The organism is Rhizobium sp. SRI_017 (genome assembly GCF_057586295.1).
Genome location: NZ_JBYCZP010000012.1, coordinates 128109 through 143018 on the forward strand (window position 1 = coordinate 128109; position 14910 = coordinate 143018).

The window sequence follows — 14910 nt, forward strand, 5'->3', positions numbered from 1 at the left end:
GCTAACCGGGCTCGTGATCTTGTTACAGCCAAGGCTTCAGACGGGCCAATCGCCAACCCGTGTATCGCCTTCGTCTGCATTGAAATCCTGGATGACGTCATTGCCGCCACTATAGACGAACTGATCGGCGCCATCCCCGCCAATGAGCACGTCAAAGCCAAGGCCGCCATCAAGCACGTCGTCACCGTCGCCACCGAGCAAGGTATCCTTGCCAGCGCCGCCAGTGAGCACGTTGGCTAGCGCGTTGCCGATGAGAAGGTCGGCTTTGAGCCCGCCCGTCGCGTTCTCGATCTCAGCACCGTTCGCAATGGTATAGCCGCCATGGTTGCCCACGAGGCCCTTGTTCGAATTCACGAGGACCGACGACCAAGATCCCCCGGCGTTGTGCCACGGGCTGACAATGTCGGCGCGAACCGACTTGGCGAGGCTGGAGAAAAAGTCAGTGGCCCGAACATCGGCAATGATTTCGGCAAGGCTTTCGGCGTTGCCGGACGTGTCCAGCGTGGCCGCGTTGAGGTTGATCATGGACCGGCCTGCGGAGCCGCCATAGTCAATGGTGTCGGTGCCGCCGCTGTCCCAAATTGTCGCCAGAGCGCGACCGATAGCCCAATCACCTTCGACCAGCGAAAGCGCGCCGCCCCTGGCGTCCATGAGGGTGTAAGAGGAATCGCCCGTTGCATAGGTGCTCACACCGTATAGAGCCTGCAGGGCTGCAACGTCGAGGGCCATGTAGGTCACGGCATGGCCGAAATTGTTGCTGGCGGACGCGCCATTGTAGCTCATGACCGAATAGCGCTCATTGTTCATAGCTGCGCCAATGGTTTCAAGAGCCGGAAGACCCTTGACCTCTTGATGCGTGTGCATGAGGCCCATCGAATGGCCGATCTCGTGGAAAATCGTCCAGTTGCCGTATTGCCCGCCGCCCAGTTCCGCCTTGGCCGTGAGCGACTTCATACCCGAGTTGAAGGCACCGATCTGCCAGGAGTCGGTCGGATCATCATCACGATGCGAGGTGTCGGGAAAGTAGAAGAATCCTTCAAGATCGCCAGACTTGTCTTTGGGCGAACTGACTGCGACCAGGTCTGCAATGCTGGTGTCGGTCGTCTCGGTCAGAATGAGACCGGATATGTTGGCCAGCGAAGCGTAGGCAGACCCAGCAATATCCTTGAACGCGAACACGGCATCGGGACTGCCGTTGAAATCGGAATTGAATGCATCGGCGAATTCACTGTCGAGCGAAAGTGCATCTGCGCCGCCGAAGAAATACTGGAGATTGGTTTCTCCCCAAATGGTGTCAGCTGTAATTGAGTCGACAATCGTGTTGGCGACTACGGGTTTGTCTGTAACGGTAGCCATTTGGAATCCCTCCCTGCTTTCGATCCTGGAGCATTAACAAATCGTCATGACAGACGATAGACGGTGACGGACTCAACTCAACCGTAGACAGCACTTTTGTTGCCGGCGGCCAACGCCAGAAGCACCAACCCACCGGTCGTTTGGCGGCCGAGTCTGGCGGCGATGGGGACGTTCTTATTCGAAATTTCCAGCTAGCCTTGGTTGCGGCATTCAACCAGCGAACCGCCGCCTGTAGTGCTCGACCACTTCCGGATTCCTGAGATTGACGGGCAGTTCACCATTCAAAATCCGGATCGCCTCGGCGGCCGCGCCGACGCCCATCCGCATCATGCTCTCATCCGTGATCCCGGCCATATGCGGCGTGACGATCACGTTGTCGAGCTGCAGATAAGGATGATCCGGCGGCAGCGGCTGGGTCGTGAAGACGTCGAGAGCTGCGCCGCCCATGCGGCCCGCTCGCAGCGCCTCGATCAGGGCGTCGTCATCCACCACCGGCCCGCGCGAGACATTGACCAGCAGCGCACCGGGCTTCATCCGGAAGATCCGGTCGCGAGACATGAGCCCCGTCGTCTCCGGAGTCAGCGGGCAGCAGAGCACGATGACATCCGCCGTCGCGACAAGCTCATCGAGCGGCAGATAGCGCGCGCCTTCGGGCACGCTCGCCGGAGAGCGCGTGTGGGCGGCGACGTCGAGACCGAAGCCGTGATGGGCGATGCGGAAAATCGCCTTGCCGATATTGCCCATACCGACAATGCCGAGCGTCCGGCCGCCGAGATCGTTGCCGTGGTCCGAATGCGCCCGGCCGGCAAACCAGCCCGTCCCACGCAGATCGCGATCCACGGAACGGAAGCGGCGCAGCAGCGCGAGCGTGACCATGAAGACATGCTCGGCGACGGTCGGCGCATTGACCCCGGGGACATTGGCGATCAATACGCCCGCGGCCGCCGCTGCATCATAGGGGATCATGTCGACCCCGGCGCCATGGCGGATGGCGGCGCGAAGCCGGGCATTGTCCGACAGATAGGATGGCGGGATCGGTGCGCGCACGATCAGGATATCGGCGCCCTGCCCCTCCCGCAGGATGGCCTCTCCATCTGGCGCCGAGGCAATGCGCAGTTCGGCAACGGGCGCCAGCATTTCGGTCGCCATGGGATGCAGCGCGTGGGTCGAGAAAATAATGCTCATCCGGCCTCCCAACCGATCCGGGCCAGCGCCTCTGGAAATCAGCTTGCCGCGGTATGCAGGTTGCCGATCAGGCCCTTCCAGTAGCTCTCCACACCCTGCAGATGGGCGTTCATCAATGCCTGGGCGAGATTGCCGTCGCGTGCCACCAGCGCCTCGTAGATTCTTATATGTTCCTCATGCGAGCGGCGGCTGCGGGCGATGTCGCTGAAATAGATCGGCAGCCGCTTTTCGCCCATCGTGTAGTAGACACTGCAGACGCGGTAGAAAACGCTGTTCTTGGTGGCGCGAACGATTTCGAGGTGAAATTCGCGGTCCTCCTTGGCAAGGCCCTCGCCGGCGGCGAGCCTGACTTCCGAAGCCGCCAGTATCTCGCGCAGCCGCTCGTAATTCTCCTCGGTCGCCCGCTGGCAAGCCAGTTCGGCCGCCTTGATCTCGTGGATCTTGCGGAGCTCCACCGTCTCGTAGATCAGCACCGGATCGAGCGGCACGCCGGCGCGGGCGAACAACGCCATGGCTTCGACGCTCGCCTCGGTCGTCGTGAGGTAGATGCCCGACTTTGCCCGGCGCTCGACGATGCGCATGGCCTCAAGGATCGCGAGAGCCTCCCGGATCTGGCCGCGGCTGATGCCGAAATGCTCGGCGAGTTCGCGTTCCGAGGGCGTGCGGCCGTTCACGCTCGAATTCGAGAACAGATAGGCCGCAAGGTCGGAGAGTATGGTGTTTTCTTTCATCGTCACGGTCTTTGCGCGTGGGCCTCCAGAAAGCGCTCATTCATCGTAAAGCCGAGCCCGGGCCTGTCCGGGATCTCGATCATGCCGTCCTTAACGGAAATCGTGTCTTCGACAAGGTCATGGATCATCGGATTGGCACCGAGCGAGTATTCGATGACGAAACTCGCGGGCGATGCCGCGCAGAGATGCAGGCCCGAGAAGAAGCATGGGGCTCCCGCCCAGAGATGCGGCGCGAAACGGAGATTGAAGGCGCTGGCAAGTGCCGAGATGCGCATGGCCTCCGTGATGCCGCCGCAAAAGGCCGGATCGGGCTGGAATATATCGACCGCCTTGAGCATGGCAAGATCGCGGAAGTCGAATCGCGTCGCCTCGCTCTCGCCTGCGGCAATTGGCACATTTCCCGCCGCACGGACCTCGGCCATCCCCGGCTTGTCGTCTCCAACAACGGGCTCCTCGAACCAGGCGAGGTCGCAGTCGCGCACCAGTTCGATGAAGCGCTTCGCGTCGGCCACGGTGTAGGTGCCATGCGCATCGACCATCAGGTCCACCGCCGGCCCGATGCCCTTGCGTGCCGCCTTGACCCGCTCTGCCGAGACCAGCGGTGCGCCATCCATGGCGCCCACCCGCATCTTCACCGATTTGAAGCCGCCGGCATCGATATAGGAATTGAGCTGCTCGCCGATCTTCGCCGCATCCGCCCATCCGCCAGAGGCATAGGCGGGGAGCCGGTCAGCCTTGCGGCCACCGAGCAGCTTCCAGACAGGCACGCCGAGCGATTTGCCGAGTATGTCCCAAAGCGCGATGTCGACTGCGCTGATCGCCGCGACCGACAGGCCGCGACGCGAGAGTTCCGGCATGGCATGACCCGCCTTGGCCGCGGATTCATGGCGCACGCCGTTGTAGAGCATTTCCCAGATCCCCGAGATATCTGTCGGATCGCGGCCGATCAGTCGCGGCGCAACTTCGTGATTGAGGATATGAGCGAGCCCGGCATAGGTGCCGGAGCTCCCGGCCGCATTCTTGCCCTCGCCCCAGCCGACCAGACCATCATCTGTCTCGATGCGCAGGATCGCCGCGTCGAAGGTCGTCAGCCGGCCGAAATCGCTGCGATGCTGGCGGCTGGCCTCGATCGGTATGCGGACCCACCAGGCTTGAACACTCTTTATGCGCATCGTCGACCCCCTCCCTCGCGGAGCTTCCTCTCCGCAAGGGCCACATCGTCATTGGCTTCACTTGATAAGCGGCAGGATCGTCTCTGCCGTGATGCGCATCTGGTCCGAGTAGAACTTCTCGGTCAGCAGGCTCGATCCATGGTCCTGGATGAACTTGAGCTGCTCCGGCGGGATATCGACCGGGTTACGCTCGACCATTTCGGGGTATTTCGCGGCCGGCGTACGGTCGACGGGTGCCACGAACTCGTTGGTCACGGCGCCGTCATAGCCGATCTCCTTCAAGGTGCCGATGATCTTCGGCCAATCGAGCTGGCCGAGGCCAGCGGCGAAACGGTTGTTGTCGGCGATGTGGAAGTCGAACAGGCGCTTTCCGGCGAGCCGGATCGCGTCATACATGTTCTCTTCCTCGATATTGAGGTGGAAGGCATCGAGGCAGACGCCGCAATCGGGATGCACAGCCTCGGCAAGCGCCAGGGCCTGGGCGGCACGGTTGAAGAAATAGGTCTCGAAGCGGTTGAGCGGCTCGACGGCGATGCGGACACCCTTCTTCTGGGCATGGGCGAAGCATTCCTTGGTCGCATCCACGACCCACTTCCATTCTTCCTCTTCGGTGCCATCGGGCACGACCTTGCCGACGGTTGCCGGCACCAGCGTGATGATCTCGCCTTCGAGCTCGCTGACCATAGTGATGACGCTTTTCACGTAATCGACAGAACGGGCGCGCTGGCCTTCGTCCTTGGCCGCGAGGTTGCGCTCGCCGAGCGTCAGGGTCACCGCGCCCCAGCAGCGGATGCCATGCTCCTTGAGCAGCGCGCGAGTTTCCTTGGTGTCGTATTGCGTCGGCTCGCCCGAAATCTCGATGCTTTCATAGCCGAACTGCTTGATACGCTTCAGCGTGACGGCAAGCGGCTCCGCCCGCATCCAATTGTGCGTAGAAAGATGCATGAAGTCCTCCCAGACCAAAATGCGCGCGGGCCATGGGTTGGTCCCGCGTCCTCGTCAACAGGCCATATCAGGTCAATCTGGTTTGGCCAATTTCCATTTTGGAAAGCTGTAACGCAAATCTTTGCGCTCTGCAAGGCCGAGGAAAAAATGAGATTTCTCCTTATCTTTCAGATATTACGGTGAAATAGGCACTGCAATCGTTTACATCGACATTTTGACAGCGACGCCATCTGGCTTGACCAGATTTTCAGATTTGGTATGACCAGAATGGGATTACAGGACTCGCAGTTCTTGCTATCGCCGGCGCGTCGGGGAGGGGAAATATGAAGATCGGCATGTGCATGTTCTTGTGGACGACCTCGGTCACCAAGAAGCACGAGAAGCTGCTCGTCGACATCAAGCAGACCGGTTTCGACGGTGTGGAGATACCGATCTTCGAAGGAAGCCCGGAAGACTATCGCCGGCTCGGCGCGATGCTCGACAAGATCGGGCTGGAACGGACCGCAGTATCCGCAATGGGTGATCCCGGGATGAACCTGATTTCATCAGACCCGGCCACTCGAAAACGTGGCGTCGACTACATGAAATGGGCGATCGATTGCGCCGAGGCGCTCGGTGCCGACAGGTTGAGCGGGCCGTTGCATTCGACACTCGGCCAGTTTTCGGGCAATGGCCCGACATCGGCAGAACTCAAGCGCTCCGTTTCCTCACAACGCGCCATCGGCGACCATGCTGGCAAGCATGGCGTGACGATCGGGCTCGAGGCGCTGAACCGCTTCGAATGCTATCTGGTCAACACGATGGCTGATCTCGCGGCTCATATCGATGCGATCGGCCACCCGAACATCAAGGCGATGTACGACACGTTCCATTGCAATATCGAGGAAGCCGATCCGATCGCGGCCTATACAAAATATCGCGACCGGATCGTGCATATCCATATTTCGGAGAATGATCGCGGCGTGCCGGGCCGGGGCAACATCCCCTGGGCCGAGACCTTCAAGGCGATCCGCAAGAGCGGCTATGACGACTGGCTGACGATCGAGGCCTTTGGCCGCTCACTCAAGGATCTCGCGGCGGCAACCAAGGTCTGGCGGGATTTTTCGGATACGCCGGAAGAAGTCTACCGCGACGGCTTCAAGCATATCAGGAACGGTTGGAAGAAGGCGGCCTGAGGCGGCTGGTCGGCCTTCATCGGAGATCCGGCGCGCCTCAGACGCGCCGGATTTCTGCTTCTATCAGGCGTGCCTGATTTCGGTGCCGAGCACCTTGAGGCATTCGCGGATGAAGGCGGCAAGCGCGGTCCAGCCTTTGGCCGATACCATGGTGCCGTCGACATAGGCTTCGGTCGGCGACAGATCGATATAGGTGCCGCCGGCCAAAGTCACTTCGGGCTCGCAGGCACCGAGCGCGCCGACCTTCTTGCCACGCACCACGCCGTCGACGGCGATCAGGATCTGCACGCCGTGGCAGATGGTGAAGATCGGCTTCTTGGTCTCATGGAAATGGCGGACCATCGCCTGCACGCGCTTGTCGGTGCGGATATATTCCGGGCCGCGGCCGCCGGCGCAGTAGACGGCGTCGTAGCTGTCGAGCTTCTTCTCGGCATCCGAAAAGGTCTTGTTGATGACGAAGTTGTGGCCGAGCTTTTCGGTATAGGTCTGGTCGCCCTCGAAATCGTGCAGCGAGGTGCGCAGGATGTCGCCGGCCTTCTTGTCGGGGCAGACGACATGCACCTTGTGGCCCACGGCCTCCATCGCCTGCTGGAACACGAAGATCTCGTATTCCTCGGTGAAATCGCCGGTCAGCATCAGAATCTTCTTGCCTGGCATATCTGGTCCTCCTCATGCCGTGTCGTGTGCCCCGCCCCTCCCAGGGCGCCGGCCGATCGCTTCGTCACTCGAATGCCGGCAACAGCCGGTCACGCGAATGCTCGATATGAATGCGCATTGCCTTCTCCGCCGCATCGGGATCGGCTGCCGCGAAAGCCGCGAGGATCGCCTCGTGCTCGTCGAGCGCCTCTTCCGTTACCCGCGAATGGAACATCAGGCGGAAGATGTGAAAATGCGTATGCTGGAATGTCAGGGTCTGGCGGATCAACTCGTTGCCCGCAAAGGCGAGGATCATGTCGTGGAAGGCTGCGTCCTGGCGGGCGAAACTGGAATAGCGCGTACGATCATCCTTGCCTTCGCGGCGCGCCATCACGCCGGCGGCGTCGTCGAGCTGCGCCAGCTTTTCGGGGTCTAGCGTAGCGACGGCGCAGCGGGCGGCATGCGGTTCCAGCAATAGGCGAAGTTCATAGAGTTCGTCGAAGCGGCGGCGGTTGATCTGGGGCGCAGCGCGAAAGCCGATGAGATGCTGCTTCAGCACCAGCCCTTCACCCTCCAGACGCCCGAGTGCCTCCCGGATCGGGGTCTGGGACACGTTGAATTCCTTGACCAGGCTATCCACGGTGATCCGCGCGCCGGGCGGGATCTTGAGTGACATGAGCTGGGCGAAGATCGCCTCGTAGACATCGCCCGACAAGCTGTTCGCGCGCTGTATCGGCGAGCTCGTTTCGGCGTCTGGGGTGATCGAATTCATCGGCGCTTCTTTTGTCTCTTGACAGATCTCAGCGCTAACATGATGCTCCGGCCATTGCAATCCTATATCCTATAGGATTTTATATAGGAAAAGCTTGCGAGCGTCTTTCTCATGTGAGCAAGCCGCAGTCCGTCGGGGGGAACCGAGACGCATGACCCATTTCGCTGCCCTCCGGCTGCCCCGGGAGATTCTGTTCGGCAAAGGCCAGCGACACGCCTTGCCGACGGTGGCCATTCGGCACGGCAAGCGCGCGCTGGTCTGTACGGACGAGCGTTTCGCCGCGACTGAGGCCTTCAGGGAGATCCATGCGGCACTCACCGCTGCCGGCCTCGCCGTGCATGTCCATGACCGCACGCTGCCGGATGTGCCGCGGGACACGGTTGCCGTCTGCGTCGAGGAAGCCCGCGCCTTTGCGCCCGATCTGGTGATCGGCATCGGCGGCGGCAGTTGTCTCGACATGGCGAAGTGCTCGGCCCTGCTGCTCAGCCATGCCGGCAAGCTGCAGGATTATTACGGCGAGTTCAAAGTCCCCGGCCCGACGCTGCCCGTCATCGCCGTGCCGACGACTGCCGGCACCGGTTCGGAAGCCACGCCGGTCGCCGTCATTTCCGATCCGGACCGGACGCTGAAGGTCGGCATTTCGAGCCCACATCTGATCGCGGCTGTGGCGCTCTGCGATCCCGAGCTCACCATGACCTGCCCACCCGGCCTGACCGCGATTGCCGGCGCCGACGCGCTGACCCACGCCATCGAGGCCTTCACCGCCGCCCGGCGCGGAACCGGTCATGAACTGCCACAGCAACACGTGTTCATCGGCAAGAGCGACCTGACCGACCATTTCGCGCTGCTCGCCATCAAGCTCATCGGCCGCAGCCTGGAGAAGGCCTGCAAGGACGGCACCGACGAAGAGGCCCGCTCCGACGTGATGATGGGCGCGCTGGCGGCCGGCTGCGCTTTCGGCACGGCAGGGACGGCCGCAGCCCACGCCATTCAGTATCCGGTCGGCGCGCTGACTCATACGGCACACGGCCTCGGTGTCGCGACGATGATGCCTTATGTGATGAACTATAACGTCTCGACCTCGACCGCGGAGATGGCAGAGATCGCCGGGGCGCTTGGCATCGATAGCGCCGGCATGGACACACGCGCCGCCGCCGGTGCAGCCATCGGCGAGATCAGCCGCCTCTTCGCCGCGATTGGCATCATACCGACGCTGGCAGGCCTTGGCCTCGCCGCCGACCGGCTCGACTGGACCGCGGAACAGGCGCTCGGCATCGACCGGCTGATCAAGAACAATCCCCGGACCTTCGACCTCGCCGCGATGCGCCGTCTCGTGCAGGCGGCCTATGACGGCGATCTCGCCGCGTCCGCACTTTGAATCCATGGGAACACGACGATGAACATGATCCAGCAAAGCATTGATCCCGAGGAGGACGAGGTGGATTTCCAGAGCTTTTCGCACGGCCTCTATATCGGCGGCAAATGGGTCCAGGCGCGGAGCGGCCGGCAGATCCAGGTCGTCGACCCCTCGACCGAGTGCGTAATCGCCGCGGTGCCCGACGCCACCATCGAAGATGCCACCGACGCCGTAAATGCTGCGGCCGCGGCTGCCGAAAGTTGGCGCAACACGCCGCCCCGCAAGCGCTCGGAAATCCTGCGGCGCTGCTATGAGCTGATGGTCGAACGATCGGAAACGCTCGCCACCCTGATCTCGCTCGAAAACGGCAAGGCCCTGCGCGACGCCCGCGGCGAGGTCGCCTATGCCGCCGAGTTCTTCCGCTGGAATGCCGAGGAGGCTGTCCGCATCACGGGCGAATTCGGCATCGCGCCTGGCGGCACCAATCGCATCGTCGTCGATTACCAGCCCATCGGTATCTGCTTTCTCATCACGCCGTGGAACTTCCCAGCCGCCATGGCGACGCGCAAGATCGCGCCGGCGCTGGCCGCGGGCTGCACCGTCATCCTCAAGCCGGCGACCGAGACACCGCTGACAGCTTATGCATTGGCGGCGCTCTACGAGGAAGCCGGCGTGCCGCCCGGCGTCGTCAATGTGCTGACGACGACCAATCCCGGCGCTGTCACCTCGACCATCCTCGCCGACCCGCGCGTGCGAAAGCTGTCCTTTACCGGGTCCACCGGCGTCGGCCGCACGCTGCTCGCGGAAGCTGCAAAGCATGTCATCTCCTGCTCGATGGAGCTCGGCGGCAATGCACCCTTCATCGTCTTCGACGATGCCGATCTGGAAGCCGCACTCGACGGCGTGATGATCGCCAAGATGCGCAATGCCGGCGAGGCTTGCACGGCTGCCAACCGGATCTATGTCCAGTCCGGCATCCACGATGCCTTCGCCGAAGGGCTTGCCAGGCGCATGGCGGCGCTCAAGGTTGGACAAGGCATCGATCCGGAGACGGAATGCGGGCCGATGATTACAAGTAAAGCGGTGGCGAAGATCGAAGCGTTGGTGCAGGACGCGATCGGCCGCGGCGCCGAGATCCGTTGCGGCGGCGCGCGGGCTCATGGCAAGGGTTTTTACTACCTGCCGACCGTGCTGGTGAAGGTGCCAGCGGATGCCCGGATGGCGCACGAGGAAATCTTCGGACCGGTGGCGCCACTCTCTGCCTTCGACACCGAAGCCGAGGCGATCGACCGCGCCAACGACACCGAATATGGTCTCGCCGCCTATATCTATACGAAGGATATTTCCAAGGGCATGCGCGTCGCTTCGAAGGTGGAATCCGGCATGATCGGCCTCAATCGTGGACTGGTGTCCGACCCCGCAGCGCCCTTCGGCGGCGTCAAGCAGAGCGGACTCGGCCGTGAGGGCGGACAGCACCACGGCATCGCGGAGTTCATGGAAGCGAAGTATATCGCCACCAGCTTTTGACATTGGAGGCATTGTTGAGCGACCCGTTCCGTATCCGTGATCATGTCGCTGATTTCGACGCCATCGTGTACGACATCGTCACCCGCAGTGCCGCGACGCGTGAGACCCTGCCGATGGTCGCAGACGTCGCCTATGGCACGGGGCCGAGCGAGGCGGTCGATCTCTTCTTCCCCCCCGCCGAGCGTCGGCCGGCAATGCCGGTGCATATGTTCATCCATGGCGGCTATTGGCGGATGTTTTCGAAGCGGGATTATTCCTGCATCGCCAACACGATCACCGCTGCCGGCGGGATTGCCGTCATCGTCGACTATGCGCTGATGCCTTTGGTTCGGATGGACACTATCGTCGATCAGGTCCGTCGCGCACGGGACTGGGTCGTGACAAACATCGCCCGGCATGGCGGCGATCCTGAGCGCCTCACGGTCAGCGGCCATTCCGCCGGCGCCCATCTCGCGAGCTTCCTGTTCACGCACGACCAGACACAGGGCCGCATTCGCGCGACACTGCTACTCGGCGGTCTCTACGAACTGGAGCCGCTACGCTCGTCGTTCCTGCAGGCGGAGATCGGCCTCACAGATGCGGAGGTTGCGGCCTTCACGCCGATGACCCATGAGCACGATCCGGCTACACAAGTCACAATGCTAGTCGGCGCCGACGAGACGCCGCCCTTCCATGATCTTGCCGATCGCTTCACAAAAAGGCTCAGGTCGCAACGGCTAACAGTCTCCCGTTCGGACCTTGCCGGCCGCAACCACATGGACAGTGTGCGGGACCTGGCGATTGCCAGCTCGGATGCCGGGCGTCACCTCATGGATATTTTGACATCATCCTGAGGCAGCAACGCTCGGCATCCTCCGGAATTATTCTGCCGCCTCGACGCGGTCCAGTTTCCGGGGCGATGGCCGCTGAAGCCCGAGATGCTCGCGCAGCGTCGATCCCTGATACTCCGTGCGGAACAGATCGCGGCGACGAAGCTCAGGTACGACGAGTTCGACGAAATCCGTGAGGCCCCAGGGCAGCACTGGCGGCATGATATTGAAGCCGTCGGCGCCGTAATTGACGAAGCGCTCTTCGAGCTGGTCGGCAATATCCTCGGCCGTGCCGACGACCTGCCAGTGGCCACGGGCGCCGGCGACGCGCTGGTAGAGCTGGCGAAGCGTCAGGTTTTCGCGGGCCGCAAGCTCGAGGAAGAGCGCGCGGCGGCTCTTGCCGCCTTCTGTCTCCGGCAGGTCCGAGATCAGGGCATCGACGGGGAGTGACCTGACTTCATCGACACCGGCAAGATCGGCCAGCATATCGAGACCGACCGAGGGCTCCAGCAGGGCCTGCAGCTGTTCGAATTTGTCCTCCGCCTCCTGCCGCGTCCTGCCCACGATGGGGGAGACGCCGGGCAGGATCTTCACGTCGTCGACCGAGCGGCCATATCTGGCAAGCCGGCCCTTGAGGTCGGCATAGAAGGCAACGGAGCCTTCGAGCGTCTGCTGGGCGGTGAAGATCGCTTCGGCAGTGCGCGCCGCGAGCTCCTTGCCCGGCTCGGACGAACCGGCCTGCACCACGACGGGATGGCCCTGCGGCGGACGGGGAATATTGAGCGGCCCGCGAACCTGGAAGAAGGCGCCGCGATGATGGAGCGGACGCACCTTGTCCGCATCGAAATAGGCCCCGGCCTCCCGGTTGCGCAGGAAGGCGTCGTCATCGCTCGTATCCCAAAGACCGGTCACGACATCCACAAATTCCTCGGCCCGCTTGTAGCGGTCGGAATGGGCGATGATGGCATCGCGGCTGAAATTGTAGGCGGCGCCCGGATCGGCCGAGGTGACGAGGTTCCAGCCGGCGCGCCCATCCGAGAGATGGTCGAGCGAGGCGAATTGCCGGGCGAGATTGTAGGGATCCGAGAAGCTCGACGACGCCGTCGCGACGAGCCCGATCCGGCTCGTCACCGTGGCAAGCGCCGAAAGCAGGGTGATCGGTTCGAATGGATAGAAGCCGGAATGGGCTTTGCGGCTTGCCGCATCCGCATTCTGCCCACGCACGCTCACGCTATCGGCAAGGAACACTGCGTCGAACTTGGCTTCCTCGGCAATCCGGGCGAAGCGGGCAAAATCCGAAAACCAGGTGCTGTCGGAGGCGCCCGGATGACGCCACGCGGCGAGATGGTGGCCTGTGAAGAGGAGGAAGGCACCAAGGCTCATTTGACCGTCACGTTTGGCCATTTCAATCTCCTTTTCGGACGCTGCTCAGTGCAGCCCGAATTCATTCAACAACTGTTCGCGGAACTTGACGAAGCGCTGCTCGCTTCTGTTGCGCGGACGCGGCAGGTCGATGTCGATCTCCCGGGTGCGACCGCCCTTTTCCTTGGAGAGGATCAGCACGCGGTCGGCGAGATAGACCGCCTCCTCGAGGTCGTGGGTGACGAGGATCATCGTCACCTTCTCCTCGCGCCAGATGCGGGAGAGTTCCTCCTGCATGGTGATCTTGGTCATGGCGTCGAGCGCGCCGAAGGGCTCGTCGAGCAGCAGGATCTCCGGCTTGACGGCGAGCGCCCGGGCGATGCCGACCCGCTGGGCCATGCCGCCCGAAAGCTGGGACGGCAGGGCTTCGGAGAATTCACCGAGGCCGACGAGCTGGACATAGTGCCGTGCGCGATTGCGCGCCTCGGTCTTGCCAAGGCCACGGTTTTCGAGCGGGAAAGCGACGTTGTCGAGCACCGTGAGCCAGGGCAGGAGCCGCGGCTCCTGGAAGATGACGGCGCGGTCCGTGCCCACACCGTGAACGGGCCTGCCGTCGATCAGCACGTCACCGCGGTCGGCATCCTCGAGCCCGGCAAGCACCCTGAGCAGGGTTGTCTTGCCGGAGCCGGAGGCGCCGACGATTGCGAGGATCTCGCCTGATTGAACGTGGTTGCTGACCCCCTGGAGCACATTGAGATGGCGGCCATTGATCGAGTAGGACTTGGAGAGGTTCCTGATCGTGACCTCTCCACGGTTGGTCAATTCAGCGACAGCCATCGGTCCGCTCCTTAGTTGCCGGCTACTGTGAAGTTGGCGGGATCGTAGAGAATGTCCTCAGCCTTCAGCTGGCCGGGCTTCAGCACGCCACCACGGGCGAGGATGTCGATCCAGAACTGCAGGTCACGCGGCACGGCCTTGCCGCCTTCACGCACACCGAAGCCGGTGAAATACTGCGCAATATCGGGGTTTTCGTTGCGGGCGGCGAGCGCCTTGGCAAGCACGACCTTGGTCTCCTCCGGATGCAGGCGGGCATATTCCAGTGCTGCCTGCGACTTCTCGACGAAGATCTTCGCCGCCGCCGGATGTTCCTTGGTCCAGTCGCGGCGCAGCACGACGAAGCCGCCGGCGATCTCGCCGAGAACATCGGTGTCGCCGAAGATCTTCTGCAGCGGGCCATTCTTCAGGGCAGCCCCCTCGAAGGTCTTCTGCCAGTAACCGAATGCTGCGATGTCGACCTGCTTGGAGCGCAGGACCTGCTCGAGCTGCGGACCGGGCACCACAACGAGCTTGGCGGCATTTTCCGGCAGGCCGACCGAGTGGAGCGCCTCGCGCACCGTGTAATCCAAATGGGCGCCGAGCGTATTGACGGCGATGGTCTTGCCGGCGAGGTCCTTGATCGATTTGATGGGGCTGCCTTCGAGCGTGTAGAAGATGCTCTCGGTCGACTTGTTGATGCCGTTCGAGGCATAGGCAGCGACGAAATCATTGCCGCCGGCGATCGAGTTCAGCACGGCGGCCGTTGCCGCGCTGCCGAGTTCGACGTCACCCGACGCCAGCGCAAACAGCGAGGCCGGGCCACCCTGGGCGTAGCCGACATTCTTGAGCGTGATGCCGGTATCCTTGAAGTAGCCGAGTGCGTCGGCGAGTTCGTGAGCGGCAAGACCGCCCTGGCTGGCGAGATAGCGGATCTCGACCTGCTCCGGTTCGGCGGCGAAGGCGGGGGCTGCAAGCAGCAGGCCGGCGGCGACAGCAGCGCGGCCGAAAGTACGACGGGAAATCAGCATTTAAAGCTCCGTTGGTTGGATAGATTGAATTGTGAAGTC

General features: G+C 62.5%; 14 protein-coding genes. 4 read left to right on the forward strand and 10 right to left on the reverse strand.

Features of this window, described 5'->3' with window-relative positions; translation table 11 throughout:
- Nucleotides 1-36: 36 nt before the first annotated feature.
- From AC2YI2_RS23885 to AC2YI2_RS23905, 5 genes are all read right to left on the reverse strand, one after another.
- A complete protein-coding gene (locus AC2YI2_RS23885; protein ID WP_487389010.1) occupies nt 37-1356 on the reverse strand; it encodes a hypothetical protein in 1320 nt (439 codons plus the stop codon).
- Nucleotides 1357-1566: 210 nt separating this feature from the next.
- Nucleotides 1567-2541 carry an NAD(P)-dependent oxidoreductase gene (locus AC2YI2_RS23890; protein WP_487389011.1) on the reverse strand — a complete coding sequence of 325 codons (975 nt, stop codon included), beginning with the start codon at nt 2539-2541 and terminating at the stop codon, nt 1567-1569.
- Between the two features lie 38 nt (nt 2542-2579).
- Complete coding sequence (locus tag AC2YI2_RS23895) at nt 2580-3272, reverse strand: FadR/GntR family transcriptional regulator (protein ID WP_487389012.1); 693 nt, start codon at nt 3270-3272, stop codon at nt 2580-2582.
- A 2-nt stretch (nt 3273-3274) separates the two neighbouring features.
- Nucleotides 3275-4444, reverse strand: coding sequence for a mandelate racemase/muconate lactonizing enzyme family protein (locus tag AC2YI2_RS23900; protein ID WP_487389013.1), 1170 nt, complete (start codon nt 4442-4444; stop codon nt 3275-3277).
- A gap of 57 nt (nt 4445-4501) precedes the next feature.
- Nucleotides 4502-5389: a sugar phosphate isomerase/epimerase family protein gene (locus tag AC2YI2_RS23905; RefSeq protein ID WP_487389014.1), complete on the reverse strand. Its 888-nt coding sequence runs from the start codon at nt 5387-5389 to the stop codon at nt 4502-4504.
- A 323-nt stretch (nt 5390-5712) separates the two neighbouring features.
- On the opposite strand from AC2YI2_RS23905, the gene AC2YI2_RS23910 reads away from it, so the two are divergent.
- Nucleotides 5713-6564, forward strand: coding sequence for a sugar phosphate isomerase/epimerase family protein (locus AC2YI2_RS23910; protein WP_487389015.1), 852 nt, complete (start codon nt 5713-5715; stop codon nt 6562-6564).
- A 63-nt stretch (nt 6565-6627) separates the two neighbouring features.
- Here AC2YI2_RS23910 and AC2YI2_RS23915 read toward each other — a convergent pair whose 3' ends face one another.
- Nucleotides 6628-7221, reverse strand: coding sequence for a DJ-1/PfpI family protein (locus AC2YI2_RS23915; RefSeq protein WP_487389016.1), 594 nt, complete (start codon nt 7219-7221; stop codon nt 6628-6630).
- A gap of 64 nt (nt 7222-7285) precedes the next feature.
- Nucleotides 7286-7972: a GntR family transcriptional regulator gene (locus AC2YI2_RS23920; RefSeq protein ID WP_487389017.1), complete on the reverse strand. Its 687-nt coding sequence runs from the start codon at nt 7970-7972 to the stop codon at nt 7286-7288.
- A 151-nt stretch (nt 7973-8123) separates the two neighbouring features.
- Here AC2YI2_RS23920 and AC2YI2_RS23925 point away from each other — a divergent pair, with 151 nt between their 5' ends.
- From AC2YI2_RS23925 to AC2YI2_RS23935, 3 genes are read left to right on the forward strand one after another with little or no spacing between them, the layout of a single operon-like run.
- Nucleotides 8124-9350 carry an iron-containing alcohol dehydrogenase gene (locus AC2YI2_RS23925; protein WP_487389018.1) on the forward strand — a complete coding sequence of 409 codons (1227 nt, stop codon included), beginning with the start codon at nt 8124-8126 and terminating at the stop codon, nt 9348-9350.
- Nucleotides 9351-9374: 24 nt separating this feature from the next.
- Entirely contained in the window at nt 9375-10856 is a 1482-nt protein-coding gene (locus AC2YI2_RS23930; protein WP_487389087.1) for an NAD-dependent succinate-semialdehyde dehydrogenase, read from the forward strand.
- A 14-nt stretch (nt 10857-10870) separates the two neighbouring features.
- Entirely contained in the window at nt 10871-11689 is an 819-nt protein-coding gene (locus AC2YI2_RS23935) for an alpha/beta hydrolase (protein ID WP_487389019.1), read from the forward strand.
- A gap of 27 nt (nt 11690-11716) precedes the next feature.
- Here AC2YI2_RS23935 and AC2YI2_RS23940 read toward each other — a convergent pair whose 3' ends face one another.
- The 3 genes from AC2YI2_RS23940 to AC2YI2_RS23950 are packed head-to-tail and all read right to left on the reverse strand — an operon-like array spanning nt 11717 to nt 14871.
- Nucleotides 11717-13069, reverse strand: a complete 1353-nt coding sequence (locus AC2YI2_RS23940) for an LLM class flavin-dependent oxidoreductase (RefSeq protein ID WP_487389020.1) — start codon at nt 13067-13069, stop codon at nt 11717-11719.
- A gap of 24 nt (nt 13070-13093) precedes the next feature.
- Nucleotides 13094-13864, reverse strand: a complete 771-nt coding sequence (locus AC2YI2_RS23945) for an ABC transporter ATP-binding protein (RefSeq protein ID WP_487389021.1) — start codon at nt 13862-13864, stop codon at nt 13094-13096.
- Between the two features lie 11 nt (nt 13865-13875).
- Nucleotides 13876-14871: an ABC transporter substrate-binding protein gene (locus tag AC2YI2_RS23950; RefSeq protein ID WP_487389022.1), complete on the reverse strand. Its 996-nt coding sequence runs from the start codon at nt 14869-14871 to the stop codon at nt 13876-13878.
- Nucleotides 14872-14910 lie beyond the last annotated feature (39 nt).

Coding starts and splice junctions, on each gene's coding strand:
- AC2YI2_RS23885 (WP_487389010.1), bottom strand. CDS start 1,356: ATGGCTACCGTTACAGACAAACCCGTAGTCGCCAACACGATTGTCGAC.
- AC2YI2_RS23890 (WP_487389011.1), bottom strand. CDS start 2,541: ATGAGCATTATTTTCTCGACCCACGCGCTGCATCCCATGGCGACCGAA.
- AC2YI2_RS23895 (WP_487389012.1), bottom strand. CDS start 3,272: ATGAAAGAAAACACCATACTCTCCGACCTTGCGGCCTATCTGTTCTCG.
- AC2YI2_RS23900 (WP_487389013.1), bottom strand. CDS start 4,444: ATGCGCATAAAGAGTGTTCAAGCCTGGTGGGTCCGCATACCGATCGAG.
- AC2YI2_RS23905 (WP_487389014.1), bottom strand. CDS start 5,389: ATGCATCTTTCTACGCACAATTGGATGCGGGCGGAGCCGCTTGCCGTC.
- AC2YI2_RS23910 (WP_487389015.1), top strand. CDS start 5,713: ATGAAGATCGGCATGTGCATGTTCTTGTGGACGACCTCGGTCACCAAG.
- AC2YI2_RS23915 (WP_487389016.1), bottom strand. CDS start 7,221: ATGCCAGGCAAGAAGATTCTGATGCTGACCGGCGATTTCACCGAGGAA.
- AC2YI2_RS23920 (WP_487389017.1), bottom strand. CDS start 7,972: ATGAATTCGATCACCCCAGACGCCGAAACGAGCTCGCCGATACAGCGC.
- AC2YI2_RS23925 (WP_487389018.1), top strand. CDS start 8,124: ATGACCCATTTCGCTGCCCTCCGGCTGCCCCGGGAGATTCTGTTCGGC.
- AC2YI2_RS23930 (WP_487389087.1), top strand. CDS start 9,375: ATGATCCAGCAAAGCATTGATCCCGAGGAGGACGAGGTGGATTTCCAG.
- AC2YI2_RS23940 (WP_487389020.1), bottom strand. CDS start 13,069: ATGGCCAAACGTGACGGTCAAATGAGCCTTGGTGCCTTCCTCCTCTTC.
- AC2YI2_RS23945 (WP_487389021.1), bottom strand. CDS start 13,864: ATGGCTGTCGCTGAATTGACCAACCGTGGAGAGGTCACGATCAGGAAC.
- AC2YI2_RS23950 (WP_487389022.1), bottom strand. CDS start 14,871: ATGCTGATTTCCCGTCGTACTTTCGGCCGCGCTGCTGTCGCCGCCGGC.